At 68.7% G+C, this 24,736-nt stretch carries 24 protein-coding genes and 1 pseudogene; 5 read left to right on the top strand and 20 right to left on the bottom strand.

The genetic code is table 11. From position 1 onward, the window contains the following. Window positions 1-127: 127 nt before the first annotated feature. The 5 genes from atzF to OXS27_RS26715 are packed head-to-tail and all read right to left on the bottom strand — an operon-like array spanning window position 128 to window position 5,445. Complete coding sequence (gene atzF, locus OXS27_RS26735) at window positions 128-1,939, bottom strand: allophanate hydrolase (protein WP_267360166.1); 1,812 nt, start codon at window positions 1,937-1,939, stop codon at window positions 128-130. A gap of 15 nt (window positions 1,940-1,954) precedes the next feature. After that, window positions 1,955-2,869 carry a polysaccharide deacetylase family protein gene (locus OXS27_RS26730; RefSeq protein WP_267360164.1) on the bottom strand — a complete coding sequence of 305 codons (915 nt, stop codon included), beginning with the start codon at window positions 2,867-2,869 and terminating at the stop codon, window positions 1,955-1,957. Next, window positions 2,869-3,651, bottom strand: coding sequence for an ABC transporter ATP-binding protein (locus OXS27_RS26725; protein WP_267360162.1), 783 nt, complete (start codon window positions 3,649-3,651; stop codon window positions 2,869-2,871). Before OXS27_RS26725 ends, OXS27_RS26730 begins: the two co-directional genes overlap by 1 nt. Beyond that, entirely contained in the window at window positions 3,644-4,498 is an 855-nt protein-coding gene (locus OXS27_RS26720; RefSeq protein ID WP_267360160.1) for an ABC transporter permease, read from the bottom strand. The genes OXS27_RS26725 and OXS27_RS26720 overlap by 8 nt, the downstream gene beginning before the upstream one ends. Further along, the gene (locus tag OXS27_RS26715; protein ID WP_267360158.1) at window positions 4,495-5,445 is read right to left on the bottom strand and encodes an NrtA/SsuA/CpmA family ABC transporter substrate-binding protein; all 951 of its coding nucleotides are present in this window, start codon (window positions 5,443-5,445) and stop codon (window positions 4,495-4,497) included. Before OXS27_RS26715 ends, OXS27_RS26720 begins: the two co-directional genes overlap by 4 nt. Before the next feature lie 117 nt (window positions 5,446-5,562). On the opposite strand from OXS27_RS26715, the gene OXS27_RS26710 reads away from it, so the two are divergent. The 3 genes from OXS27_RS26710 to OXS27_RS26700 all read left to right on the top strand — a co-directional run bounded on the left by OXS27_RS26710 (window position 5,563) and on the right by OXS27_RS26700 (window position 8,333). After that, window positions 5,563-6,459 carry a LysR family transcriptional regulator gene (locus OXS27_RS26710; RefSeq protein WP_267360156.1) on the top strand — a complete coding sequence of 299 codons (897 nt, stop codon included), beginning with the start codon at window positions 5,563-5,565 and terminating at the stop codon, window positions 6,457-6,459. A 303-nt stretch (window positions 6,460-6,762) separates the two neighbouring features. Next, window positions 6,763-7,608 carry a trypsin-like serine protease gene (locus OXS27_RS26705; protein WP_267360154.1) on the top strand — a complete coding sequence of 282 codons (846 nt, stop codon included), beginning with the start codon at window positions 6,763-6,765 and terminating at the stop codon, window positions 7,606-7,608. Then, on the top strand, window positions 7,605-8,333 hold the full coding sequence (locus tag OXS27_RS26700) for an SDR family NAD(P)-dependent oxidoreductase (RefSeq protein WP_243916384.1): 729 nt from the start codon (window positions 7,605-7,607) through the stop codon (window positions 8,331-8,333). Before OXS27_RS26705 ends, OXS27_RS26700 begins: the two co-directional genes overlap by 4 nt. Before the next feature lie 24 nt (window positions 8,334-8,357). Here the strand turns inward: OXS27_RS26700 and OXS27_RS26695 are convergent, their stop codons facing one another. The 6 genes from OXS27_RS26695 to OXS27_RS26670 are packed head-to-tail and all read right to left on the bottom strand — an operon-like array spanning window position 8,358 to window position 14,256. Further along, complete coding sequence (locus OXS27_RS26695; protein WP_267360151.1) at window positions 8,358-9,698, bottom strand: LLM class flavin-dependent oxidoreductase; 1,341 nt, start codon at window positions 9,696-9,698, stop codon at window positions 8,358-8,360. Window positions 9,699-9,706: 8 nt separating this feature from the next. Beyond that, a complete protein-coding gene (locus OXS27_RS26690) occupies window positions 9,707-11,032 on the bottom strand; it encodes an MmgE/PrpD family protein (RefSeq protein ID WP_267360149.1) in 1,326 nt (441 codons plus the stop codon). Next, window positions 11,032-11,826 carry an amino acid ABC transporter ATP-binding protein gene (locus OXS27_RS26685; RefSeq protein WP_267360176.1) on the bottom strand — a complete coding sequence of 265 codons (795 nt, stop codon included), beginning with the start codon at window positions 11,824-11,826 and terminating at the stop codon, window positions 11,032-11,034. The genes OXS27_RS26690 and OXS27_RS26685 overlap by 1 nt, the downstream gene beginning before the upstream one ends. 27 nt (window positions 11,827-11,853) lie before the next feature. Beyond that, complete coding sequence (locus OXS27_RS26680; protein ID WP_267360174.1) at window positions 11,854-12,615, bottom strand: amino acid ABC transporter permease; 762 nt, start codon at window positions 12,613-12,615, stop codon at window positions 11,854-11,856. Between the two features lie 11 nt (window positions 12,616-12,626). Continuing rightward, the gene (locus OXS27_RS26675) at window positions 12,627-13,370 is read right to left on the bottom strand and encodes an amino acid ABC transporter permease (protein ID WP_243916381.1); all 744 of its coding nucleotides are present in this window, start codon (window positions 13,368-13,370) and stop codon (window positions 12,627-12,629) included. 28 nt (window positions 13,371-13,398) lie between these two features. Continuing rightward, complete coding sequence (locus OXS27_RS26670) at window positions 13,399-14,256, bottom strand: transporter substrate-binding domain-containing protein (RefSeq protein WP_243916380.1); 858 nt, start codon at window positions 14,254-14,256, stop codon at window positions 13,399-13,401. A 228-nt stretch (window positions 14,257-14,484) separates the two neighbouring features. Here OXS27_RS26670 and OXS27_RS26665 point away from each other — a divergent pair, with 228 nt between their 5' ends. Continuing rightward, the gene (locus tag OXS27_RS26665; RefSeq protein ID WP_267360145.1) at window positions 14,485-15,219 is read left to right on the top strand and encodes an aspartate/glutamate racemase family protein; all 735 of its coding nucleotides are present in this window, start codon (window positions 14,485-14,487) and stop codon (window positions 15,217-15,219) included. 10 nt (window positions 15,220-15,229) lie between these two features. Here OXS27_RS26665 and OXS27_RS26660 read toward each other — a convergent pair whose 3' ends face one another. The 6 genes from OXS27_RS26660 to OXS27_RS26635 form a co-directional block, all read right to left on the bottom strand. Next, complete coding sequence (locus OXS27_RS26660; RefSeq protein ID WP_243916378.1) at window positions 15,230-15,979, bottom strand: aspartate/glutamate racemase family protein; 750 nt, start codon at window positions 15,977-15,979, stop codon at window positions 15,230-15,232. Window positions 15,980-15,983: 4 nt separating this feature from the next. Next, on the bottom strand, window positions 15,984-17,525 hold the full coding sequence (locus tag OXS27_RS26655) for an amidohydrolase family protein (RefSeq protein ID WP_267360143.1): 1,542 nt from the start codon (window positions 17,523-17,525) through the stop codon (window positions 15,984-15,986). Window positions 17,526-17,550: 25 nt separating this feature from the next. Beyond that, a complete protein-coding gene (locus tag OXS27_RS26650) occupies window positions 17,551-18,357 on the bottom strand; it encodes an ABC transporter ATP-binding protein (RefSeq protein WP_267360141.1) in 807 nt (268 codons plus the stop codon). A gap of 19 nt (window positions 18,358-18,376) precedes the next feature. Further along, on the bottom strand, window positions 18,377-19,306 hold the full coding sequence (locus OXS27_RS26645; RefSeq protein ID WP_243916375.1) for an ABC transporter permease: 930 nt from the start codon (window positions 19,304-19,306) through the stop codon (window positions 18,377-18,379). A gap of 4 nt (window positions 19,307-19,310) precedes the next feature. Further along, complete coding sequence (locus OXS27_RS26640; protein WP_267360139.1) at window positions 19,311-20,375, bottom strand: ABC transporter substrate-binding protein; 1,065 nt, start codon at window positions 20,373-20,375, stop codon at window positions 19,311-19,313. An 811-nt stretch (window positions 20,376-21,186) separates the two neighbouring features. Further along, on the bottom strand, window positions 21,187-21,465 hold the full coding sequence (locus OXS27_RS26635; protein WP_267360116.1) for a hypothetical protein: 279 nt from the start codon (window positions 21,463-21,465) through the stop codon (window positions 21,187-21,189). Window positions 21,466-21,741: 276 nt separating this feature from the next. Here OXS27_RS26635 and OXS27_RS26630 point away from each other — a divergent pair, with 276 nt between their 5' ends. Further along, window positions 21,742-21,951, top strand: a complete 210-nt coding sequence (locus OXS27_RS26630) for a cold-shock protein (protein WP_243916372.1) — start codon at window positions 21,742-21,744, stop codon at window positions 21,949-21,951. Window positions 21,952-22,078: 127 nt separating this feature from the next. Here the strand turns inward: OXS27_RS26630 and OXS27_RS26625 are convergent, their stop codons facing one another. From OXS27_RS26625 to OXS27_RS26615, 3 genes and pseudogenes are all read right to left on the bottom strand, one after another. After that, window positions 22,079-22,507, bottom strand: a complete 429-nt coding sequence (locus OXS27_RS26625) for a hypothetical protein (RefSeq protein ID WP_267360113.1) — start codon at window positions 22,505-22,507, stop codon at window positions 22,079-22,081. Between the two features lie 220 nt (window positions 22,508-22,727). Then, entirely contained in the window at window positions 22,728-22,883 is a 156-nt protein-coding gene (locus OXS27_RS26620) for a hypothetical protein (RefSeq protein ID WP_243916370.1), read from the bottom strand. A gap of 1,329 nt (window positions 22,884-24,212) precedes the next feature. Then, window positions 24,213-24,718: pseudogene (locus OXS27_RS26615) on the bottom strand (IS5 family transposase); the annotation flags it as partial. Window positions 24,719-24,736 lie beyond the last annotated feature (18 nt).

Below are 24,736 nucleotides of genomic sequence, written 5' to 3'. Positions count from 1 at the left end.
GCCGATCCCGGGCGATCATTCGGCTGCGGCGACGCCTCGTGCGGTGACGCTGCCCGACGAAGACAGTCGCCAGGCGACATGCGGGTTCGATCCGAGGATCCAAAAATTCTCAGCGTTGCCAGATCGGTTACGCTGCGGAACGACTGGCGACGTAGCGGCGCCAGCCGCCGAACCGCGTAATGTCAGTCGCACCGGTTGCCCCCGCAAGTTCCACCAGGAAGCCCTTCGGCGCGGTCCCGTCGGCGAGCCGCAGGGTGCCGATCGCGAGCGGTTCCGGGATGGCGGCCACGAAGGCGCCGAAGGCGGCTGGCGGCAGGGCCCAGACCTCCGTCTCGATCGCCCCCCCTTCGTCGCCGGCCACCCGGAGCAGTCCGGGACGATGCGGAGGCCCGCCGGGCAGGGCGTAGAGGTGATATTCCGGTCGGGTCGCCACGGTCCGCAGGTACCGGGCGCCGTGCGCGGCAAGTTCGTGGTTCAGCGGCAGGCCCGACAGATGCGCTCCAACGACCGCCAGCTCGATCTCGCCGGGCCGCGCCCGGACCGGCCCCGGTTCCGCGGCTGGCACCGGCGACTCCCCCGAGCCGATCCGGCCGGCGGACGCCGCGTGCAGGCGCGCGCCCAGAGCGGCGAGGAGCCCGTCGGACCCGCGTGGCGCCAGCAGGGTGATCCCGGAGGGAAAGCCATCGGCGCGGGGCCGCCCCGGGACCGCGAGGGCACACCAGTCGAGCAGGTTGACGAAGTTGGTGTAGGTGCCGAGCTCGCTGTTGGGGCCGATCGCGTCGGCGACCAAGTCCGCGCAGGTCTGCGGACGCGGATAGGTCGGCACGGCGAGCACATCGACGCGATCCCAGATCGCGTCGATGTCCCGGCGCAGCTCCGCGAGGCGGTAGAGGCCCGCGAAGGCGTCGGCGGCGCTGTAGCGTCCGGCGGCGGCGATCACGGCCCGCGTCGTCGGGTGCAGGATTTCGGGGCGCGTCTCCATGATCGGCCGGATCGCCGCGTAGCGCTCGGCGACCCAGGGCCCGTCGTAGAGTAGAGCCGCGACAGCGAACATCGGCGCGAAATCAACCGGCGCGGCCGCCCCGGCGAGCGTTTCGAGATCAGCAATCGCCGCCGCAAAGGCCGCCTCCGAGAGGCCGTCGCCGCAGAAGCGGAGGCTCGCCGCGTCCGGCGCTCCGAGGCGCAGGCCCGGCGGCAAGCCGGCGGGCGCTGGCGGGACCGGCAAGGCCCGCGACCAGGGATCGGCGCCGTCGAAGCCCAGCATGGCCCGGAAGGCCGCGTCGGCGTCGGCGACGGTGCCGGCGAAGACCGAGAGCGTGTCGAGGGTCCGGCAGGCCGGCAGCATCCCGCGGCTGGAGACCGCCCCGAGGGACGGCTTCAGCCCGACGATATTGTTGAGCGCCGCGGGCACCCGGCCGGAGCCCGCCGTGTCGGTCCCAAGCGCGAAGGTAACGACACCGTGGGCCACCGCGACGGCGGAGCCGCTGCTGGAACCACCGGGCACGTAGGCCGGGTCGATCGCGTTGCGCGGGGCCGGGTAGGGCGTGCGCACCCCGACGAGACCGGTGGCGAACTGGTCGAGGTTGGTCTTGCCGATCAGGATCGCCCCGGCGGCCAGCAGCCGCGCCACCGTGGGCGCCGTCTCGGTCGGCGTATAGGCGAAATCCGGGCAGGCGGCGGTGGTCGGCAGGCCGGCCACGTCGATGTTGTCCTTGACGGCGAAGGGCACGCCCCAAAGCGGCATCGACACGGGGTCGAAGGGCGGCAGCGCCGCTGCGGCAGCCTGAGCCTCAGCCTCCGGTACCAGGGCGAGGAAGATGCCGGGATCGTCCACCGCGGCGAGCCGGCGGTAGGCTTCGGCAACGACGGTGCGCGGGTCCTGGCCCGTGGCATAGGCCGCGTGCAGCGCGGGGATCGTCGGGAAGGGAGGTACGGTCAATCCTCGCATCGAGGCTCAGGCTTCGTCGCCGGTGGCGCGGTACCAGTCGAGAATCTCGGTCCCCTGCATGAAGACCGCATCGCTGCGCGCCAGGATGGCGTCGAGCAGCCGCTCCAGCAGGCCGATCCGGTGCGGGACGCCGGTGATGTAGGGGTGGATCGCGAAGCCCATCACCTTGGCGCCGCTGAGCAGGCCGGGACCCGCGGCCTCGGTGGCGAGGCGGTCGAGATTGGCAAGCGCCCGCTCGACGAACTCGTCAGCACGGTGATGCTGGATGGCGAGCAACGGGATGTCGTTCAGCTCGACAGAGTAGGGGAGGGCGACGAGGTCGCCCGTGCGCGTCGATACCCGGCACGGGCGGTCATCGACCACGAAGTCACCGACGTATTCGATGCCGGCCGCGTGCAGGTGATCGGGCGTATCGAGGGTCTCGGTGAGGCCGGGCCCCAGCCAGCCGCGCGGCGGACGCCCCGTGACCTCGGTGATCGCCGCGACGGTACGAGCGATCATCCCGGGTTGGTCTTCGACCCGGTGGGTGGGGACTTGGTGGAACCCGTGGGCCATGAACTCCCAGCCGGCCGCGTGGGCGGCTTCGGCGATGCGGGGATAGGCCGTGCAGACCGAGCCGTTGATCGACAGGGTCGGGCGGATCCCGCGGCTCTCGAACGCCTCAAGAAAGCGCCAGAAACCGACCCGCATCCCGTACTCGTGCCACGCCCAATTCGGGATGTCCGGTAGCAGGCTCGCGGCGGTCGGCGGCACCAGGATCTGGCGTGGCATCGGATGGTCGATCAGCCAGTGCTCGACATTGACCACGGGCCAAACGGCGATGTGCTTGCCCCCGGGCAAGGTGAGCCGGGGCCGGTCCACGGCGGCGCGGTAGGCGAGGCGGTTCTCGGGCCGCCGGGGATCGTCGAAGGCGGTCTCCATCAGGCGGCGGCCCGCGGCGCGTGGTGGCTGTGGAGCTGAGCGGCCAGCATCCGGCGCAGGTCGTTGAAGGCCGGGCTCGAGACGTCGCGCCGCCGCGGCAGGTCGATTGTGTGCACCGCCTCGATCCGACCGGGGCCGGGCGACATCATCACGATGCGGTCGGCCAAAAAAATCGCTTCCTCGATCGCGTGGGTGACGAACAGGATCGTTAGGCCCGTCCGCGACCAGAGGTCGAGCAACTCGTCCTGCAAACGCTCGCGGGTCATGGCGTCGAGCGCCCCGAAGGGCTCGTCCATCAGCACCACCTCGGCCTCGTTGGCGAGCACCCGCGCGATGGCGACCCGCTGCTTCATCCCGCCCGAAAGCTGGTGCGGATAGGCGTCGGCGAAGGCTTGGAGACCAACGAGGGCGATGTAGCGCTCGGCTGTGTCGCGCACCTCGGCGGCGGGGCGCCCGCGCGCCTTCGGGCCGAAGCCGATATTGTCACGCACGGTGAGCCACGGGAACAGGCCGTAATCCTGGAACACCATGCCGCGGCTCGGTCCCGGTCCGGCAATGGGCTTGCCCCACATCAGGGCCTCGCCGGAGGTCGGGGCTTCGAAGCCGGCGGCGACCCGCAGCAGCGTCGACTTCCCGCAGCCCGAGGCGCCGAGCAGACAGACAAACTCGCCCCGCGATACGGTGAGGTTCGCCTCGCGCAACGCTTCGGTCCGTCGGCCGCCGGCCGTGTAGGTCTTGGAGACCGCGCGCATGTCGAGGATTGGAATCGTGGGGTCAGCCATGAGTGGGGCTCCAGGCGAGCAGCCGGCAGCCGAGCTGCATGACCAGCCAGTCCGAGACGAAGCCTGCGACCCCGATCACCGCCATGCCGCAGATTACGATCTCGGTGCGCGAGAGCTGGCGCGCCTCCATGATGATCGCGCCGAGACCGGTCTGGACCCCGGTCATCTCGCCGACCACGATCACCACCCAGGCGAAACCCAGCCCCAGCCGCAGGCCGGTGAAGATCGACGGCAGCGCCGCCGGCAGTACCACGCGGACGAACTGCGCCGGACCGGTGCAGCCTAGCATCGCGGCCGCCTCGAACAGGCGTGGCTCCACAGATCGGACCCCGAACACGGTGTTGACCAGGATCGGGTAGAACGCCCCGAGAAACACGAGGAAGAAGGCCGAGCGGGGTCCCAGGCCGAACAGAATCATGGCGAGCGGCAGCCACGCGGTCACCGGTACGGGTCGCAACACCTGCAGGACCGGATCGAGCAATTCCCGGATCAGCGGGACGCGACCGATCAGCAGGCCGAGCGGCAGGGCAGCCGCGGCCGCCAGCGCGAATCCGCCGTAGACCCGGCTCAGCGAGGCTGCGAGATGGGTCCAGAGTGTGCCGCTGAACGCGTCGTCGTTGACGCCGCCGATGGCGAGATCGCGCAGTTCGGACCAGACCTCCGCGGGCGGCGGGATCAGGCTGTAAGGCCGGCCCGCCGTGGTGACCTGCCAGACCGCGAGCAGCATCGCCGGAACCACGCAGGCCAGGGTCAGCCGGCGCAGAGAGGCGAGGCCAACGCCGGACCGTCGAGTGACGGAGGCCGGCGCCGTCACCGGCAGGGCGCTGGCTTCGACGCCGGTGCTCACGCCCGCCCCATCGCGTCGACGAAGCGGGTATCGATGAAGCCGGGCTCGGGCAGCCGCTTGATCTGCTTGAGCGCGAGCATGTGATGCGCGTAGGCGTCGGCCTGCCGGACCTCATTCGGACCGAGGCGCCAGGTCAGCTCGACGTTCGGGGCCGAGACTTCCAGCGCCTCGCGCTTCTGGCCGAGCTTGGCCACCGCCATGGCGATCATCGCGTTGCGGTCGCCGGCCGCGAAGTCCGTCGCCTTGCGGTGGATCTCCAGCATGGTCCGGACGAGGTCCGGCCGCTCGGCCAGCGTGTCGCGATGGGCGCCGAACACCATGTTGAGCGCGCCCATCTCGGTGCCGTAGGGGTACTCGACGAGTTGGCCCACCCCCGAGGCGAGGCTGACGCCGGGCCCCGGCTCGGCGCCGACATAGGCGTCGATGTCGCCGCGGGCGAGCGCGATGTGCATCTCTGAAAAGGAGACCCGCACCGGCGTGATGTCCTTCACGGACAGGCCCTCCATGCGCATTCGCTCCAGGACGAAGACCTCCTGGGTGCTTCCGGGCCAGATCCCGACCCGCTTGCCGCGCAGGTCCTTGATGGCGTGGATGTCGGAATCCTTCTTGGCGATCACCGCCATCCCGCGGTTGCAGGTGGAGGCGATGACCACGAGCGGCTCGCCGGCGGCAGCGCCCAGCGTGGCGGCGGCGATGCCGAAGGTTCCGAAATCCACCGATTTGGTGATTACGGCGTTCTTGCACTCGGTCGGGCTCTCGAAGGGCACCACCTCGACCGTCACACCCGCGGGGGTGAAGCGCTCGTAGAAGCTCGGCGCGATCGAATGGATCAGCTTGAGCGATCCCATCCGGATCGTGACGGGCGCCCCCTGTGCGTTGGCCCGTGACAGGGGCCCGAGGGCGAGGCCGGCCCCGAGACCGGCCAAAACGGTGCGGCGGCGGATCATCGAACGGCTCCTGCAGGGTCCTGATGCCACAACGCTAGGTGCAGCCCCTGTTGCAAGGAAGTGCTATTTTCTGAGCGTATTGTTGCTGTTCCGGCAACGGACGTGCACAAAGGAGGTGTGAAGCATCTGCGCACCGTCACCTACGTCGCCGAGGTCGCGCGCGCCGGCTCGATCCGGCGCGCCGCGGAACGGCTGAACCTGACGCCTTCGGCGTTGACCCGGCAGATCCAGGATCTCGAGTACGAGCTCGGCACGACGATCTTCGAACGTCTGCCGCAGGGCATGCGGCTCAACGCGGCCGGCGAACTCTTCGCGCGGCACATCCGCGACCAAGCGGCGGACCTCGACCGGGTGCGCTCGCAGATCGCCGATCTGTCGGGGGTGCGCCGCGGTCACGTGTCGCTCGCCTGCAGCCAGGCTTTCGTCACGCAGGTGGTGCCCGCGGAGGTCGAGGCCTACCGCGCCCGGTTTCCCCAGGTCGGCTTCATGATCCAGGTCCGCGACCATGCGCAGGCCGTGACGGCCCTGGCGGCGTTCGAGGCCGATCTCGCCCTGATCCTGCAACCGCCGCCCTCGGCGGAACTGCATCCGCTCTTCTCCGGACACCAGACCCTCTGCGCGCTGATGCGCACAGGGCATCCGCTGGCGTCGGAAACCGGACCGGTCCGGCTGCGCGACTGCCTCGGCCATGCCCTGGCCTTGCCCGACCACTCGCTCGCCATCCGCCATCACATTGAACACGCGCTGGCTCGGCGTGGGGTCGAGCTCCGGGCGGTCGTCGAGTCGGGCTCGCTGGAATTCCTGCGCAATCTCGTTCTGCGCGAGGATCTCGTCAGCCTGCAGATCCCGAGCGGCATTCCCCAGGATCCGCGCCTGCACAGCCGCCCGATCGACGTCCGCGACCTGACGCCGATGACCCTGGTCCTCGCACAGTTGCGCGGGCGGTCGCTCTCCGTCGCGGCTGCGAAGTTCGCCGATCAGCTCGTCGTTCGGCTCAATCGGGAACCGGTCTGACGCGGCGCACGATCCGAGGCCGCCGCCAGCGCGATCCGCCCAAGCGGATACAAATCCCCTGCGCAGCGCTGCGCGTGTCGACGACGCTGTTGCGGACGGACGGCCAGGTCAGCTGCAAGCTACCGTTCGAAGACCCATGTCGCGTCTCGTCAGCCGCATGCGCTGTCGAAGTCTTGTATCCCCATCGTGCTGAGCAAGCGGGAGCGTCCTCAGTCTCAAACGAGTTTGGACAAAGCACCGCCGTTTCCCCTATGTCAGCCAAGACACACGGCTCATCCGTCGGGATCAGCGAGCGGAGCCAGTATGAGCCCGGTTTCCAGAAGCTTGGCCTGTGCGATGCTCGGCCTAGTCGCGACATCGGCCCTGCATGCCCAATCGCTAGTCCAGCCGCTGCCGCAGGCGCCGACGCCCGATCTCGATCCCCGGGTCTGGCCCCTGAGCGCCGTGGGCAAGTTGAACGTCGTAACGGGGCCCGGAAGTCGGAAATACTGCACGGCCACGCTCGTCGGACCGCGCCATGTGCTCACGGCCGCCCATTGCCTGTGGGACGGAGCGCGGCAGCGCTGGGTCGATGCGGCCGGCGTTCACTTCGTCGCCGGCTACGAGCAGGGACGCTACACCGCACATTCGATCGCCAAGGCCTACACGAAACCGGACGCGTACCGGTTCGGTACGAGTCGGGAGGATCTCAGTCGCGACTGGGCCGTGGTGGAGCTGGCCGAGCCTCTATCCCTGAAGCCGCTGGGCCTCAGCAAAGCCATCGGCCCGGACACCCGGGCGACGACGCTGACAGGCATCGTTCACGCGGGCTACAAATCCTACGCGAACCAGATCATCAGCGTGGAGCACGGCTGCCGAGCCCGTTACGAACCCGCCACCCTGCCGCTCCTCGATCATTTCTGCCCGGTCGTGCCGGGCGAATCCGGCTCGGCGTTGATTCTGCAGGACGGTGAGCCCGGGATCGTCGGCATCCTTGTGGCCAGTTCGCGGACGGGGACCTCGATCGCAGTGCCAGTCAGCAGCTTTCGGGCAACGGTCGAGGCCGCCCTGATGAGCGCGGTGCCGGACAGGGCTGCGGCTGCGAAGCCCGCCCCAATCCGCCGATCGGAAGGCCCATCCCCTGCGGCGGTCCGGGTGCCAGCGCGATGACCCTCTCGGCCTCGACCAGCGCGGTCGTGATCGGCGCGTCCGGCGGCATCGGCCAGGCTCTGGTATCCCAACTCGCCGCGAGCGAAGCCTACGCGTCGGTCTTCGCGCTCTCCCGATCGCAGCCGCCATGCCCGCACGGTGTCCGCACCGAGGCGATCGACCTCGGCGACGAGGCGTCGATCGCTGCGGCTGCGGCCAAGGTCGGTGAGGCCGGACCCGTTGGCCTCATCATCGTCGCGACCGGCATCCTGCATCAGGATGGCGTCTCGCCCGAGAAGACGTTCAAGGCGCTCGATCCCACCGCGATGGCTGCCGTCTTCGCGATCAACACGATCGGCCCCGCCCTGGTCGCCAAGCATTTCGTCCCGCTGCTGGCGCGGACCGGACGGTGCGTGTTCGCTGCATTGTCGGCGCGGGTCGGATCGATCGAGGACAATCGGCTTGGCGGCTGGTACGCCTATCGCGCCTCGAAGGCGGCCCTGAACCAGATCCTGCGAACCCTCTCGATCGAGGTCACCCGCAACCGGCCGGACGCGATCGTTGTCGGCCTGCATCCGGGCACGGTCGCCTCCAACCTGTCGCGCCCCTTCCGACCGGACCCGCAGGCCGGGGGCATCCTGCAGCCTGACGAGAGCGCGGCGCATCTCCTGCGCGTGCTCGGCACCCTCGACGTGAAGGATACGGGCGGCGTCTTCGCCTGGGACGGGACGCGCGTTCCGGCGTAGAGCGCGGCGCGATCGCGGTTCCGATCAGGACCGTGAAATCGGCTCTGCAGGCGTTGGACGCTCCAAGTCGAGATGGTCCCGCAGGGTCGTGCCCGCATACTCCGTCCGGAACAGGCCGCGCTCCTGCAGCAGCGGCACGACCTCGCGAACGAAGTCGTCCAGTCCTTCGGGAAAGAAGGGCGGCATGACGTTGAAGCCGTCCGCCGCGCCGCCCTCGAACCACGCTTGCATGCGGTCGGCCACGTCCGCGGCCGTGCCGACGATCATGTGGTGCCCGCGCCCCGCCGCCACCCGCAGGGCGAGCTGGCGGATGGTCAGCCCCTCCCGGCGCGCCAGGGCGGTGAGGAGTTCGGCTCGGCTGCGAAGCTGGTCCGAGATAGGCAGGTCGGGCAAGGGGCCGTCGAGGTCGTAGGATGCGAGCGAATGACCGACGCGCTCCTCCAGGAGCGGCATCGCGCTGGCGATGGGGGTCCACTGATCGAGCTCGAAGAGCTTCGCGCTCGCCTCCGCGAGCGTGCGACCGATCACCGGCAGGAAGCCCGGCATCACCGCCACCGAGGCCGGATCGCGCCCGAAACCGGCGACCCGCTGCTTGAGGCTCGCATAGAAGCTCTGCGCCTCCGCGATATCCTGCTGGGCGGTGAACACCACGTCGGCCCGCCGGGCCGCGAGGTCCTGCCCGGGCCCCGACGAGCCGGCCTGGATCAGGATCGGGTGTCCCTGTGGCGAGCGCGGGATGTTGAGTGGTCCCTTCACGTTGAAGTAGCGACCCGCATGGTCCAGGATCCGGACCTTGGCCGGATCGGCGTAGACACCGCGGGCCTTGTCCTTCACGAAGGCATCGTCGTCCCAGCTGTCCCAGAGGCCGCAGACCACGTCCACGAACTCCTCGGCGACCGCGTAGCGCTCGTCATGCGCCGGATGCGCCTTGGAGAAGTTGTTGGCGGTGCGCGCGTACGAGGTGGTGACGACGTTCCAGGCTGCCCGGCCGCCGCTGAGGTGGTCGAGCGACGCGAAGGCGCGGGCCACATGGTAGGGCTCGCCGTAGGTGGTCGAGGCGGTCGCCGCGAGACCGATCCGCTCCGTCACCATGGCGAGCGCGCTGAGCAGCGTCAGCGGCTCGAACCGGGCGATCATGGACGGGTGGGCGTCCACCGCGCTGGTGAGCCCGTCCGCCAGGAAGACCATGTCGAACTTGGCGGCCTCGGCCGCCTGGGTGACCCGGCGCAGCAGATCGAAATTCTCGCTTCCGGCTTCCGCGTTCGGATGACGCCAGCCCGAGACGTGATGACCGGCCCCCTGGAGGAACAGTCCGAGATGCATCTGGCGCGGCGCGGCGTCGGGCTTGGTCCGGTCGGTCGTCATGGGGTGGCTCACGGCTGGGCGAGGAGCTGGAGGAGGCGCGCGAGGTCGCCGGGCGTGCGCATGGTGCGCACGAGATCGGGCACCGCTTGGAATGCGTCGGACCCCGCGGTGGCGTCCCGGAACTTGGCGTCGGCGTCGTCGAGCCCCGGCAGGCCGTCGATGCCCTGCCGGGCGGTGCGTCCCTGCGCGTCGGCGATCTCCACCACCACGAACCGCGTGCCCGGATCCGAGGACAGGCGCGGCGCGGATGTGTCGTGCCGGCGCTCGACCCGTTCGGCGAGTGCCGCGAGGTCGGGGCGGACTGGCCTTTCGTCGAAGTGATCGAGGCGCACCGCGCCGTCCACCAGGGAAGCGGCCAGGATGTATTCCGGGCTGAAGCGAGCCTCGATCCCGGTGCGCGGCGTCCGAACAACCAGGGCGGCGTCACCTCCCGGCGGGAAGGTGATGGTCGCCCGCGCCAGATCCCGGAATCCCTCACCGTGGAAGGCGAGGCCGGCCATAGCCACCGGGTGGGCCGCGGTGCAGCACGGGAACGCCTTCAGGGTCAGGCCGGGGCGAAGGATCTGCCAGGGCGATCCCCAATCCTCCAGGACGCGCTCGGGCCGCGCCTCGCCGAACCCATAGATCTCGAAAAAACCGTTGGCGCCATCGAGGCTTTCGGGGGCGCCGGACAGGCCGGCCTCGGCGAGCCGGGCTGCCATCAGGCCATTGCGGGCGGCGAGTCCGGCATGGAGCGGCTTGGCGTCGAACCCGAACTGCAGGCGCAGCCCGGCCGCCTGTGTAGCACTGAGGCCGAGGGCGATCCCGGTGGTCTTGGCTGAGAACCCGCTCAGATGCGCGATCGCGGCGGCCGCGCCAAAGGGCCCCAGCGTCGCTGTAGCGTGGAAGCCGCGCTCGTAATGGGCGGGACCGATGGCGCGGCCGAGATGCGCCATCGTCTCCAGGCCGACCAGATAGGCGGCGAGGAACGCGTCGGCGGAGGGCAGACTCGTTGGATCGAGGGCTGCCAGCAGCGCCGGCACGATCACCGTGGTGGGGTGCCCGCGCACGCTCGCGTGGACGTCGTCGTAGTCGAGCACGTGTCCGGCATAGCCATTGAGCAAGGCGGCGAGAAGCGGTTCTGCGGGCCGTCCGGAGCCGATCACCGGGGACCGGCCGAGCGTGTCGCCCATGGCGGTCCGCAGGGTCGCCACGGTGCGGTCCCGGCTCCCCGCCAAGGCACAAGCGAGAAAGTCGACCAGAGCGAGGCGCGCCGCCGCCATCGCGGCGGCATCCGCGTCCGGACGGGCGGCCACGATGGCCTCAGCCAGGGCGGTGCTGCGTGAATCCGGCATCAGATGCCCTCCCGGTCCTGCACCGCGTCGCGAAACCCCTGGAAGCCGCCGATGAACTGGCGGATGCGCGGGTTATCGGATCGGTAGAACAGGTCGGCCGGCGGCGCCTGCGCGACGATGCGGCCGTTCTCTGTAAACGCGATCGTGTCGCTGATTTCCTCGGCGAAGCGCATCTCGTGGGTGACCAGGATGCTGGTCAGCCCCTCGCGCACCAGCTCGCGGATCACGGCCAGCACCTCGCCGACCATCTCGGGATCGAGGGCCGAGGTCACCTCGTCGAACAGCACGAGTTCCGGCCGCATGGCGAGCGCCCGCGCGATGGCTACACGTTGCTGCTGGCCGCCCGAGAGTTCGCCCGGATAGGCCGAGACCTTGTCGGCCAGCCGGACCCGGGCGAGCAGGTCCCGGGCGTGGCCCTCCGCCTCGGCGCGCGGCACCTTGAGGATCCGGACCGGCGCCAGGGTGATGTTCTCGAGCACCGTGAGATGCGGGAACAGGTTGTACTGCTGGAACACCACCCCGATGCGCTTGCGCAGGGCGATCCGCTCAGCCTCGCTGCGCAGGGTATCGACGCGCACGCCCGCCACGGTGATCCGACCGGCCTGCGGCTGCGCGAGACCGTTGATGCAGCGCAGGATGGTGGACTTGCCCGAGCCGGACGGGCCGATGATCGAGACCGCATCGCCCTTCGCCACCGTGAGGTCGATGCCCTTCAGCACCTCGACCGCACCGAAGGACAGGTGGACGTCCTGAAGGTCCACGAGGTTCGGCCGGTTTGCGAAATCCTGAGCCATCGAGTCGTGAGCCATCGGCTTTCGTTGTCAGCGGCGCGCGAGACGGCGTTCGAGACGCCGCGTCAGGCGCGAGATCGGGTAGCAGAACAGGAAGAACGCCAGCAGTACCGTCAGGTAGATCGCGATGGTGAAGTCGTCCCGCCGCACGGCGGTGCTGGCATCGGTCGCGGCGTGCAGCAACTCGTGGACGCCGACCAGCGAGGCCAGCGCCGTGCTCATGGTGATCGAGGCGTAGAGGTTCATCCAGGGCGGCAGCGTCCGGCGCAGACACTGGGGCAGGATGATCCAGCGCAGGGTCTGCCCCCGCGACAGGCCGATGCCCTTAGCGGCGTCCCACTGCGTCGTCGGCACGGACTGGATCGCGCCCCGGGCGATCTCGGCCACGTAGGCGGCGGCCGGAATGGCCAAGCCGAGCACCGCCTTCAGCCAATCAGGGAACGGCAGGTAATGGCCGGCCACAATGATCTCGAAGGGAAAGATGTAGGTTGTGGCGAAGATCAGCACGAGGTGCGGCGCGTTGCGGAACACCTGCACGTAGGCCACGGCCGGCGCGCGCACGATCCGCGTGGCGGAGAGTTCCATCGCGCCGAGTGCGACCCCGCCCAGCGTGCCCAGCGTCATGGCGAGCATACTGATCAGGACGTTCATGGCGAAGCCTGAGGCGAGGTAGGGCAGCCAGTCGAGGAGATCGCGCGTCAGACGCGCATCGAGGAGCCACCACAGGAGGATGGCGCTGCAGGCGGCGGCGAGCCACGGCCAGGCCCAGCGGAGGGCTCCGCGGGCGGGCAGCGCGGCGGCGCTCACGCGCCGTATCCCGGCACGGCGAGGCGGCGCTCCACGAGGCGGCCGATCCGCGACACGGTCAGGTTGATGAGCCCGAAGAACAGCAGGATCCCGATCATCAGCTCGAGGACGTTGTCGCGCTGCGTCCAGATCATGATCGACGCGTAGGTCACCTCACCGACCGCGATCGCGGAGCCGATCGTGGTCAGCTTCACGAGGTTGACGAGGTTGTTCACCAAAGCCGGCAAGGCCGTGCGCAACGCCAGCGGCAGCGTCACGAAGCGCAGGATCTCCAAGCTTGAAAAGCCGGTTGCCTGCGCGGCCTCGACCAGGGGCGCCGGCACGGCCTCGATCCCGCCGCGCAAGGCCTCCGCGTGGAAGGCCGCGACGTGCAGACCCGTCACCGCCACCACCCAGAAAAACGGCGTGAACGGGTTATGGGCCGCCCCGCCCAGCGCCCGGGACAGGAGCATGTTCAGAGCGAAGAACGCGAACATGAGCTGCACGAGCGTCGGCGTGTTGCGCGTCAGCTCCACATAGGCCCGCACTGGCAGGGCGAGCCACGGGCGACCGGAGGTCAGGGCCGCCGCGAAGGCGATCCCGGCGGCGAGGCTCAGCGGGATCGCCAGGGCGACGAGCAGAAGCGTCGTGCCCATCCCGGCGAGCCACGACCGGACCTCGGTGCCGCTCAGCAGGAAGTCGTAATGCAGGCCCAGAGTAGCCGCCAGTTCGATGAAGCGCTGCAGGGCCGCGTCGATCATGCCGGGCGCGACCGGATCACAGCCTGAATCACGGCTTGGCCTGCGCGGCGAACTTGCGCTGCTCCTCCTCCAGGAAGGCCGGATCGACCAGCCGGTTGGCCTTGGCCATGTCCAGCATGGCCCCCGAGCCGTGCAGGTCGCGCACGGCGGCATCGAGAGCCGCCGCGGTGTCGCGCTCGCCCTTGCGCAGCCAGATCACGGAGTCAGCCGGATCCAGCTCGGTGGGGATGACGATGGCGTAGTCCTTCCAGTCGTTCGGACGGTCGGCGAGCAGGAGCTTGAGCGTCGGCGCCACGTGGACCGCGACCACGCAGTTGCCGCCCTGGAGCGCCAGCATCGACTCGGGCTGGCTCGGGATCCCCTTCACCACGGCGCCGTAGGTGTCGGCGAGCGGCTGCGCGTAGTTCGAGCCCTGCGAGATGCAGACCGGCTTGCCCTTGAGGTCCGCCCAGTCGTGGATGCCGCTGTCCTTGCGCCCCAGCGCGGCGCCCCCGGCTCGGTCGTAGGGGGTCGGCACGTGGTCGAGGATCTTCGCGCGGTCCTCCGTATACTGCATGTTGGCGATCAGGACATCGACCTTGCCCTGCTGCAGGAACTGCACGCGGTTGGGCGGCGTGACGGTGACGAGCTCGACCTTCACGCCGAGCTTCTCGGCCAGCGCCCGGGCGAGGTCGATGTTGAAGCCTTTCTCGGCGCGGGTCTGCGGGTCGATGTATCCGAACGGGGCCCCCGACAGGATGATGCCGACCGTGAGTTTCTGCCGGCCCTTGATCCGGTCGAGGGTCGCGTCCGCACGGGCCGCATCCGACGCGAGCAGCCCGAGGGCCGCCAGGGCGAGCGCTCCGGGGCGGCAGGTCGACCAAAACTTCAACACGATGCGCGCCATGAAGGCTCCGGTTCTCTGCGCGGGGCGGATCCCTCCATACGGGGCCTTGGGATGCGCGGAAAGCCGCGGCGGCCTCGAAGGACAGCAGGGAGGCGCGCTTCACGTCGGAGATGCTCAGGCCCGCCTTCTCGAGGGCCGCGACGATGCCGGCCGCACCGCTGCGCCGGAACGATCCTTGCCAGCCGCGACCGCCGGGCTCGCGCCGAGCCGTACTGGGGACGGGCCGAAATGATAGACAGGCGGCAGACGGTCAGGCTCGGGATGCTGACGCCGTCTTCGAACAGCGTCCTCGAACCGATGACAGCCCGCCTGCTGGCCGGGCAACCGAGGATCACCGCTCATTTCGCACGTTTACGGGTGACGCAGATCGGGCTGTCGACGGCCGCGCTCGGCCAATTCGATCAGGCGCCGATGCTGGCCGCCTCGGAGCTGCTCGCGGATGCCCGGGTCGCCGCGATCCTGTGGAATGGCACGGCGGGGTCCTGGCTCGGCTTCGAGAACGATATGGCCCTGTCTGCGGCGATCACGCAGCGGACCGGCGTTCCGGCTTCGACATCGGCGCTCGCCTTCCGTGACCTGTTCCGGCGGCGCGGGATCGGGCGTGTCGGGCTGGTGACGCCCTATACGGGGGACGTCCAGGCGCAAATCCAGGCGAACTGGCAGGCCGATGGGCTAGACTGCTCGGCCGAGCGGCACCTTGGCCTGTCGGAGAACTTTTCGTTCGCGGAGGCCGATGAGGCCGAGATCGCCGGGATGGTCCGCGCCGTGGCGGCCGAGGGTGCCGAGGCGGCCGCCATCGTCTGTACCAACCTCGCGGGCGCCGCCCTCGCGCCCGCTCTTGAAGACGAGCTCGGGATCCCGGTCTACGATTCGGTGACGGTCAGTCTGTGGAAGGCAATGGATCTCGCCGCGCTGGACACGGCGGCGATCACCGGATGGGGCAGCGTGTTCGCGCCGGCCTGAAAAGCTGGATTCAGGTGTCTTGCCGCTCGATCCAGCGCCGCAGGGCCGGTGCCAGCCCGGTGGCGGGCTTGGCCGGAGGCCGGGCGAAGCGGCCCGCGTGCGGCGGACGCGCCCCGAGCCGGACCAGCGCCTGCGCCTGACCGAGGGCGGCCGCCAGCGGATCGACCAGCGGCACCGGCACCGTGTCGCCGATCCGCGCGGCGAGGCCGGTCAGCGGGGCGCCGGCGAGGATCACCGCGTCGGCCCCATCCTCGGCGACGACCCGGTTCGCCAGGGCGCCGATCTCCACCTCCAGTTCGTGCTGCACTTCCGTGACCGAGCGGAAGGCCGCCGAGACCGCGCGGACACAGGCGCAGCGTGCCGAGAGCCCCGAGAGCGCAACAGCATCCTCGTACCAGGGCAGCAAAGTGCCCGAGAAGGTCACGATGCCGAAGCGCTGACCGAGCTGGCAGGCGGTCAGCATCGCCGCCTCGGCCATGCCGACGATGGGCAGGTCGAACAGCTCCCGCGCCGCGATCAACCCAGGATCGCCGAAGGCCGCGATGACGGCGGCGTCGAAGCCGGCTTGGTGCTCCGCCAGGGCTTCCAGCACCGCGGCCCCCGCGAGCTGCGCCTCCGCGCGACTCGCGATGTAGGGCAGGCCCCGGGCGGCCGTCAGCGCTGTGAGCGTCACGTCCGGGGCAAGGGCGGCCGCAGCGGCCTGCTCCATCCGGGCCGTCATGGCGGCCGAGGTGTTCGGATTGAGGAGGAGGAGCCGCACGCCGTCAGACGCGCGAGCTCGGCCGGTAGAACGGTTCGTGCCGCGACGGGTCGATGTAGTCGGCATAGAAGCGTTTCGCGTGCGGCAGCAAAGCCTTGGAGAGCTGTCGCCGCTCGACTTCGTCGTCCGACAGCGCCCGCGACAGATCGTCATGCAGCGCCTTGAGGGCGGCGTCCTTGTCGACCCGGGTGAAGCGGCCGTCGGCGTACAGGACCTCGCCCTCGCACAGCACCGTGGTGACGCCACCTGTCTTGGCCCGCTGGATCACCGCGTCGAGCAGCGGCGTCTCCGGGTCGAGATACGGATAGGCGATCTGGTCCCAGTCGATCAGGACGAGGTCGGCGCCCTTGCCGACCTCGATGGTGCCAAGGCTGTCGCCGTACGGGGTGGTGCGGGCGCCGCCGACGGTGGCCATGCGCAGCACCTGGGCCATGCTCGGCACGTCGCCCTCGTCCATGCCGGGCACCCGGTGAGCGCGCAGCACGAGGCGCATCTCCTGGAGCATGTCGCGGTCGTCATTGATGCCGGCCTCGTCGAGGCCGATCGCCGTGTTGATCCCCTTCGCCTCGAATTGGTTGAGCGCCGCCACGCCGGAGCGCAGCCGGAAGTTTGACGAGCAGTTGTGACAGATGCAGGTGCCGGTCGCCGCCACCCGGTCGATGTCGGATTCGTTCAGCCAGACGCCGTGGCCGAGCGTGAGGCGGGGGCCCAGCATGCCGAACCGGTCGAGGTACTCGACCGCGGTGCCGCCGCCGCGCTTCTCCGCGTAGGCCTTCTGGTAGGCGGTCTCGACGAGGTGCATGTGCATCGGCACGTCGTAGGATTCGGACAGACCGGCGAGCCCTTCGAGGGCCGCGTCGGAGCACCAGTGCAGGTTGGCCGGCGCGAGCTGGATCTTGGCCCGCGACGCCCCGGCCTGGCCGGAATGCAGGCTGCGAAACAGCGAAAAGTTGTCCTCCAGAGACATCTGGAAGCGCTCGAACCAGCGCTTCATCGGGTCCTGCAGCGACGCCGGGAGGCTCGACACGAAGTCCATGTCGGCCTGGTAGACGAGGCGATTCTGGTCGCGGACCGCAAAGCAGTACGAGACCCGCATACCGATGTCGCGATAGGCGCGCAGCACCTCGTTGGAGCGCGCCTCGACCTCCTCCAGGCTGCCGGGCATCCAGCCGTGGATGTGCTGGACCGTGGTGATGCCGGAGCCGACCATCTCGAAGGCCGAGTACAGGGTGTCGAGATAGAGGTTCAGGTTGCGCGCCACCATGCGGGTGACGAACCACAGCTCCAGCGGCATGTCGGGCGAGCCGAGCTGCACCGGCGTCAGGCCGACATGGTGGTGGCCGTTGACGAAGCCCGGCAGCAGGATCTCGCGGCCGGAGCCGATCACGGGGGCGTCGGGGTAGCGGGCGTGCAGGTCCGCGTAGGTGCCGAGGGCCTCGATGATCCCATCCTTCTGCAGCACCGCGCCATCGGCCATCTCCTCCCAGCGATCGTGGTCGAGGGTACGGGTGATCATCCGCCGGCTGCGGATCAGCGATGTGGTCATGGTCGTGTCCGTGTTGGGGGAGGGATCAGACGAGCGCTTCCTGCTCGGCGAAGGCCCGGTCGACCTCGTCGCGCAGGAGTTCCGTCAGATGCCGCCGCATCGCCTCGGCCTCGGGGGAGAACGGGTCGCGCGGGCGGGCGAGGTCGTTGCGGACGATGGTCTTGATCCGCCCGGGGCGGGCGGTGAACACCACCACCCGGTCGGCAAGCGCCACCGCCTCGTCGATGTGGTGGGTCACGAACAGCACCGAGGCGGCGCTGTCGCGCCAGACGTCGAGCAGGAAGTCCTGCATCTTCTGGCGGGTCTGGACGTCGAGCGCCGCGAACGGCTCGTCCATCAGCAGAACCTTCGGGCGCATGGCGAGGGCGCGCGCCACCGCCACCCGCTGGCGCATGCCGCCGGACAATTCGTCCGGCCGCTTGTCGAAAGCTTCGACGAGGCCGACGCGCTGGAGCGCGGCCCGGGCGATGCTCCGCCGCTCGGCCTCCGGCACGCCCTTCAGCGACAGGCCGAAGCTGACGTTCTGCCAGACGCTGAGCCAAGGGAGCAGCGAAGTCTCCTGGAAGATCAGGCTGCGCTCGGGCGAGGGGCCGGTGACTGGGGCGCCGAACGCCAGGAGCTCCCCCCCGGAGGCGGCTTCGAGCCCGGCGATCAGGTAGAGCAGCGTGCTCTTCCCGCAGCCCGAGGGGCCGAGGAACACCACGAACTCGCCGGGCTTCACGGTGAGGTCGATGTCGCGCAGCGCCTCGTGCGCGCGGGCGGTGCCGGCCGCCCAGACCTTGGCGACGCCCCGGCAGGAGACGGCGTCGTCGGGGGCGGGATCAGAGGCCATGACATCGGAGGCCAAGGAATCAAAGACCAAGGGAGGACCCCGCGTCGCGCGGCAGCCAGTACAGCATCCGCCGCTGGACCAGCCGGAACAGCAGGTCGAAGGCGAAGCCGAGCAGGCCGATCAGCGTGATGGTGAAGAAGACGAGCGACGGGTTGAAGGTGTTGCGCGCCAGCATGATCACCTGGCCGAGCCCGTAGCCGACGCCGGTCGCCTCGGCGACGAGCACCACCATCCAGGCGCCGAACAGGTTGAGGCGCAGCACGGCGAGCAGCCCCGGGAGGATCGCCGGCACGATCACCCGCGCGTAGATCTGGCGCTTCGACGCCCCCATGGTGCGGGCGACGTTGATGTAGTTCCGATTGACCCCGTCGATCTGGTGGATGGTCGAGAGGACCATCGTGAAGAACAGGGCGATGAACACCATGAAGATGGCGGGCGCGTTGCCGATCCCGAACATGAAGATCGCCACCGGCAGCCACGCGATCGGCGAGACCGGCGCCAAGAGTGTGATGGTCGGCAACGTCAGCCGCTCGAACAGCACGACGTAGCGGATCGCGACGCCGACCAGGATCGACAGGGTCGCGGCCAGGGCGAGGCCCGCCAGAACCCGGCCGGTTGAGGCGAGCACGGTGATCAGCACCGCCATGGCCGGGCTCGGGCCGGCATTCATGCCGGTACCGATCTGCCAGCGCTGGGCGGTGTTGAAGAAGCGTGCCTGCTCGGCGAGGTTGCCGAGGAAGATGTGCGGCGGCGGCAGCAGCTTGGCGTCCGCGATACCGAAGGCCCAGAGCAGCTCCCAGAGGCCGGCGAAGCAGCCGACCGAAACCAGCATCCAGCCGGTCCGTTGCAGGAGCGGGACGAAGCCGTCGGGCAGCGCGAGGCGCTGACCGAACGGGAGGCGCGGCCGGACGTGCGGGACGGCGGCTGCGCGGGCGAGATCCACAGCCATTCGCTCAGGCCGACTTCAGCTTGAGCTTGCCGTAGAGATCCGGGTTCTCGGCGATGACCTGCTCCAGCAGGGTCCAGTCGATCGCGTTGCGACCGGGCTTCTTCTTGATGTAGCCCATCTCGGCGACGGAATCGGTCCGGTCGAGGATGAACTGCGTCTGGTTGCGGGCGTCCACCACCGAGGGCTGCCGGCCCATGGCGAGCTGGGCATTGCTCATCGAGGTCTTGTAATAGGAGCCGACTAGCGTGTTCAGGGCGGTCTGCGGGTCGCTCTCGGCCAGGGCCTGGGCCTTCATCATGGCCTTGATCATGGCTTTGACCGCGGCCGGGTTCTTGGCGATCAATTCGTTCCGGACCGCCAGAACGCAGTCGGTGTAGCCCTTGCCGTAGATGTCGGTGCCGTCGGAGAGTTTGACCGCACCCTTCACGTCGGTGAGCAGGGCCGTGCCGTAGGGCTCGATCGTCGAGATGATGTCGAGGGCGCCGGCGCGGAACGCTTCCACGGCCTCCGGGGTCGAGCCCATGTAGCGGACCGTGATGTCCTTGAAGGCGACGCCGTTCTTCTTCAGCCAGTCGTAGGGCAGCACCTCCAGCGTATCGAGCTGGAAGGTGCCGAGCGTCTTGCCCTTGAGCTTCTCGGGGCTGTCGAGGCCCGGCTGGGCCACGAGCACGCAGCCCTCGATGCCGCCGCCCGCCACGATCTTCACCGGGGCGCCGGCGTCGTAGAGCGCCATGAAGCTCGTATAGGGCATCACGCCGGCATCGACCTGACCCATGCCGAGGAAGGTGACCTGATCCGAGAAGGTCGGGGTGTTGACGAAGTCGATGGTCAGCCCGTCATCCTTGGCGAGTTGCATCGCCTCGGCCAAGAAGAAGTTCAGGTTGCAGAAGCCGGTCCCGTGGGTCGCCCGGATGCCGGTGGCGGCCGCCGCCCGGCCGGTCATGCCGGGCCCCACCGCGACCGTGAGGGCGGCGGCGGTGCCGCCGAGGAAGCGTCTGCGGCTGGGCTTGAACCGCGAGAGATCGAACGCAAGATGGGGAATGCGGTACTCGCCGTGACGGTCGCACATATCGGCTCTCCTCAGGAGGCGGATGTCGGGGGCTTTCAGGCGGTGCGTGCCGGCGCTCGGCCGTGCGCGCGGAGATGCTAGCCTCGGAAAGAGGTGAGGGCGGTCGATGCGATCCGGATCACCCGGCACCTCGCGGTCTCGACGGCACGCCAACCTTTATTCGCCGCCCAGGAGCGACGCTGCGCTGGTGAGATACTCACAAGAAGCGTGCCATCCGCGCCGCCACCTCCGGTCAGCGGCCTTCGCGGGCTGGAGCCTCACGACCTATTGAGGTGCCGTGCTCGTCCGCTACGGGGCGGGACAAGCGCCTTCCTGTCTGAGCTTGACGGCTCACGGCGCGTGTTCGGCGATACCGCTGCAGGATGCGGTGCCGGTCCCTCGTCCCGGGCGGGCCGATACGACATCCGGGTTTTTGCGTTGTCGTGGCGGCGGTGGTCCGGGTTGACGGTGACGAGCGCGGGTGCGCGCGTCCGATGCGCATTGCCGCTCAGCGCTCGATTATCGACAACATTGTCGACCAGGCCCAGGGCGAGGTTGGGCCTGACCGGTACGCGGCTCATTCCGATGTCGGCTGGCACCGCCCCGCCGCCCTTGCGATGCTTGCCCAGGCCTACCACGCTGCCGCCGCGTCCAACGGGACGGCGAGCGCCTCGTCCGTGTGCGGGGATCGACGCATACGGAGTTTCCCGGTTCGGCCACCACGGGCGCACGTCTCGGGTAAGGGGCGAGCAGGAAGCGGACCGTCTGTCGCGATACGTATCAGGCGCCGCGATCTCATAGACCGATCAACCGCGTCGGCGGAAGGCCGCGTTCACGGATCGGGCGTCGGATCCTCTTCGATCAATGCGATCGAGGCCGCGCTCAGGCCGTCGTGCGGTCCCACGTGGGCGACGAAGCGTGCACGGGACCAAAGTTCGACGCGGTCTCCGTCGCTCAGATGAAAGGCGCATTCCACGGCTTCCGCGTCGGTGGCGGCCTCGATCGGTATGGTCGCGCTGACGCTGCCATCCGGGGCGAACCGGTAGGCCCGGTAAGGTGTGAGCGCGCAGGACGAACGGCGACCGGCTGGAAAGCTCACGACATCTGCCATTCGGGTGCCCGTTCGCTGCCGTCGAGACCACGAGTCCGAAGCGGCTCGAGATCGAGGCACGAGATCCGCAACGTCGACATTCTGCGCCTCGGCGCGCCGCAAAGATAGCTGAGACGATGCGGCAACTGGGACGAACGTCGGCAACGCTGTCAAGGCGCTTGCGGTCATCGGCTCTGGGTGAACCGATCTGAGCATTGCATGGAACGGTCGACCGGCCTAGGTGGTTCGAACGTAACGGCACGCCGCGTTGGCGTGCTGGCGACTAGGGTTACCGCTATGGCTACCGGTACTGTTAAGTGGTTCAACGAGACCAAGGGCTACGGCTTCATCCAGCCCGATGACGGGGGCAAGGACGTGTTCGTCCATATCTCCGCTGTGGAACGCGCCGGGATGCGCAATCTGATCGAGGGTCAGAAGATCGACTACGACGTCGAGGCTGACCGGCGTAGCGGCAAGGAGAGCGCCGCCAACCTGAAGAGCGCCTGAGCCTTCGACTGACGGGATGAGGCGTGCGCCTCATCCCACTTGGTCCGATCGGATCTCCCATCCGGGTTGCGAGCCGCGTTGCGTATCGGCTCGCGCCGGAGGTTATGAAATCGCCTCGTCATTGACGTCACTGGCGAGCGGCATCGAGGCCAGGGTTCACCAGGGTGGCATCGCCGTCCGAAACCTTCCAGACCGGCAACGATCCCTCGCGAACGAACATGGCGAATGCTTCGACCGCCTCCCAGCGGTCGAAGGCTTGGATTCCGTCCACGGCGCGGCCCACGATGCAGGCTGCGTCGGGAGATTCGGCGACGGGGGGACGGCTTTCCAACGAGAAGATCACGCCCGATCGATCTGGCCTCAGCGCAGCTGGCAGCGCTTCGATCCGGCGCCAGAGGCAATACCACCTGGCGCAGACCTCCGGGCGCTCAGGGTAAATCCCGCAGCCCGTTCCGGTGTTGTGGTGGCACAGGATTCCCGCGGGCTTGTCGAGAATCTGAATCTCCAAAGCCTGACAACACTGCGTGCAGGAGCCACATGACCGATCCGGAGGCATGGCCGACCTCGGTGGCGCGGTGCGTCTGCCAGGGCGGACTCGTAATTCGCGCGTGATCGGCGTGCTCTCACTGTCTCGTTGTCGTGCTTCGCGGTGAACAGAGTCCATCTCGCGGTGATGTTCAGCGCGCCCGCTGAGAAGCATCGTGTGACCGGCGCCCTACGATGCAGCGGACCTGATCGGCGCCCGCACTCGGGCGGACGCCGCCAGAGACGGGACCTCAAGCTTTCTGCGGCGGCCTGTTCGTCTTGAAATTTCTGGTCTTCGGCTCAGGCTTGAGAACCTCGGGCTTGTTGGCCAGAAGTTGCTTCACACGCTCGTTGAAGTCCTCGGGCGTAACGGCCTGCGCTTTGCCGGTCGTGAATTCGCGTGCCATGCTGATCTCCGCTTCGTCGCCCAGGGCACGGGATTGCGCGGAGGGATCTTAGGGCTATGCGCCTTCTGGAGCCAGAACGCCACCGCTGCTCGTGGATCTGACGGCGGACTCCTGAACACGACAGGGCATATCGAGCAGATCGTGGTTACGGATCGAGACCTGGGAGCCTGCCTCGGTCGACGGGTGGTCGTGGTGTTTGCGTCCGCGTTGGATGCCGACGCTCGAGGGCAGGGCAGGGCGGAGTCCTGCGATAGCGGACGACGGCTGGCGCCTTTCCGACGAAGTGAGGATGCGGACGGAACCGCCTCTACCGTCCCGGCCGCCGCATCCCCTTGGATGCCACAACCCGCGCGCACCCGAGTGTATGGCGGGGGACGCGATCGTCTTCCCGCTGTGCGCTGGCTGCCGGTGGAACGCGCTTAATGCGACCGGGATCTGCACCTCGTCCCCGGCCCAGCGCCGGTCCCAAGCGCGGACGAAAGCAGGGGTTTCCGCGGCGTTCTGACGTTGGGGGTTTCTGGCTGACGAGGCGTTGATCGGCATCGACTGAACGTGTCTATCTCTCCTTGGAGCGCAGGTCGAAGCGCCGCTGGGTGGGGAAAACTGCGCTCGACCGAGCGATCTCGGCTAGCGCTCAATGCTCGTCGAAAGGCGCGAAGTGCCTGTCGGGCGGGCGATTGCCGGCATCGATATCAACGCTCGCCTGCTGCACGAGATGCTCGAAGCGGCCCCGGTGTCCCGACCTTCCCGGACTCCCTCGCGCCACAGTATCTGCGCCTCGACAGAAATGAAGCCTCAGTTAGTTCGCGCGAGACGGCAGCGCAGTACGGTTTCCTACCGCACCTGCAGCGGCGCTGCGTGGAAGTCGCCAAGAAGCCAGATCTCGACAAGCGGGCCTAGCGCTGGGTTGTTGAGTACTGCAGTGCATGCATTGACCGCTACCGCGCTATGCTAAAATCTGCTGGCCCTAGCGGCGCCACGCCTTCGCAAAAACTTCTTTACTCAGTATGTCATGCATTCGCATAATAAACATTATGGAACAAAACCGCGATTCTCGGCTGTGCGGGGGAGGGCAGTCCTCGATCCCTCAACCGAATGGCAGATCGACGGAGGATTGATGAGTTGGCCCGAGCGGACACCCGGTTCGGCGTCATCGGCCATCCGCATGCCCATGTCAAAGTTCTGGCCGATCTTGTGCTGCTCGGGCCTCATGCATGCAACTCAGATCGCGTTGCACGCAGCTTGGCAGACATGATGCGCAGCTCCGCGGTGCGATCCTGGAAGACACAGGCGGACAGCACACCGATCCCCCTCCCCTACCGTCCGGAGTCATAACCAGTAGCCGATCTTGGCAGCGAGGCCGACGGCAGCGAGATAGTTGATCGCCAAACGGTCGTAGCTGGTGGCGATGCGGCGGAAGTCTTTGGGTCGGCCGAACATGCGTTCGATGGCGTTCCACCCCCAATAGAGCACGGGCGAGAAGCAGGATTTCCAGCGGCGGTTGATCTCGGGCGTGATGTTGGGCGCGGCCCCAGCCGCCTCGATCTGCCGCCGAATGGTGTCGCTGTCGTAGCCCTTGTCCGCCAGCACGATGCGGCAGGCGGGCAGGCGTTCGAGCAGCAGCGCGCCGGCCGTGCAATCGGCGGCCTGCCCGCCGGTCAGCAGAAAGGCGAGCAGGCGGCAGAAACGATCGGTCAGGGCGTGGATCCTGATCGTGCGCCCGCCCCGCGAGCGACCCATGGTTTGGCTCTGCTCCCCTCTCTGCCTTCCGTGGCTCCGCGGTGGGCCTTCACGGCGGTGAAGTCGATTGGAAGATGCGAGGGGGACCCACCGGCTTAGAGCGCCTATCAGAG

It is taken from the genome of Methylobacterium sp. GC_Met_3 (genome assembly GCF_026540775.1).
GTDB lineage: Bacteria > Pseudomonadota > Alphaproteobacteria > Rhizobiales > Beijerinckiaceae > Methylobacterium.
This window is presented reverse-complemented; position numbering and strand designations above follow the sequence as displayed.

Bases quoted from the DNA above. Each gene is read 5' to 3' on its own strand.
- OXS27_RS26665 (WP_267360145.1), top strand. From the start codon at position 14,485: ATGATAGACAGGCGGCAGACGGTCAGGCTCGGGATGCTGACGCCGTCT.
- OXS27_RS26630 (WP_243916372.1), top strand. From the start codon at position 21,742: ATGGCTACCGGTACTGTTAAGTGGTTCAACGAGACCAAGGGCTACGGC.
- OXS27_RS26730 (WP_267360164.1), bottom strand. From the start codon at position 2,869: ATGGAGACCGCCTTCGACGATCCCCGGCGGCCCGAGAACCGCCTCGCC.
- OXS27_RS26690 (WP_267360149.1), bottom strand. From the start codon at position 11,032: ATGCCGGATTCACGCAGCACCGCCCTGGCTGAGGCCATCGTGGCCGCC.
- OXS27_RS26705 (WP_267360154.1), top strand. From the start codon at position 6,763: ATGAGCCCGGTTTCCAGAAGCTTGGCCTGTGCGATGCTCGGCCTAGTC.
- OXS27_RS26700 (WP_243916384.1), top strand. From the start codon at position 7,605: ATGACCCTCTCGGCCTCGACCAGCGCGGTCGTGATCGGCGCGTCCGGC.
- OXS27_RS26645 (WP_243916375.1), bottom strand. From the start codon at position 19,306: ATGGCTGTGGATCTCGCCCGCGCAGCCGCCGTCCCGCACGTCCGGCCG.
- OXS27_RS26715 (WP_267360158.1), bottom strand. From the start codon at position 5,445: ATGATCCGCCGCCGCACCGTTTTGGCCGGTCTCGGGGCCGGCCTCGCC.
- OXS27_RS26695 (WP_267360151.1), bottom strand. From the start codon at position 9,698: ATGACGACCGACCGGACCAAGCCCGACGCCGCGCCGCGCCAGATGCAT.
- OXS27_RS26640 (WP_267360139.1), bottom strand. From the start codon at position 20,375: ATGTGCGACCGTCACGGCGAGTACCGCATTCCCCATCTTGCGTTCGAT.
- OXS27_RS26685 (WP_267360176.1), bottom strand. From the start codon at position 11,826: ATGGCTCAGGATTTCGCAAACCGGCCGAACCTCGTGGACCTTCAGGAC.
- OXS27_RS26620 (WP_243916370.1), bottom strand. From the start codon at position 22,883: ATGGCACGCGAATTCACGACCGGCAAAGCGCAGGCCGTTACGCCCGAG.
- OXS27_RS26635 (WP_267360116.1), bottom strand. From the start codon at position 21,465: ATGGCAGATGTCGTGAGCTTTCCAGCCGGTCGCCGTTCGTCCTGCGCG.
- OXS27_RS26650 (WP_267360141.1), bottom strand. From the start codon at position 18,357: ATGGCCTCTGATCCCGCCCCCGACGACGCCGTCTCCTGCCGGGGCGTC.
- OXS27_RS26655 (WP_267360143.1), bottom strand. From the start codon at position 17,525: ATGACCACATCGCTGATCCGCAGCCGGCGGATGATCACCCGTACCCTC.
- OXS27_RS26625 (WP_267360113.1), bottom strand. From the start codon at position 22,507: ATGCCTCCGGATCGGTCATGTGGCTCCTGCACGCAGTGTTGTCAGGCT.
- OXS27_RS26725 (WP_267360162.1), bottom strand. From the start codon at position 3,651: ATGGCTGACCCCACGATTCCAATCCTCGACATGCGCGCGGTCTCCAAG.
- OXS27_RS26675 (WP_243916381.1), bottom strand. From the start codon at position 13,370: ATGATCGACGCGGCCCTGCAGCGCTTCATCGAACTGGCGGCTACTCTG.
- OXS27_RS26670 (WP_243916380.1), bottom strand. From the start codon at position 14,256: ATGGCGCGCATCGTGTTGAAGTTTTGGTCGACCTGCCGCCCCGGAGCG.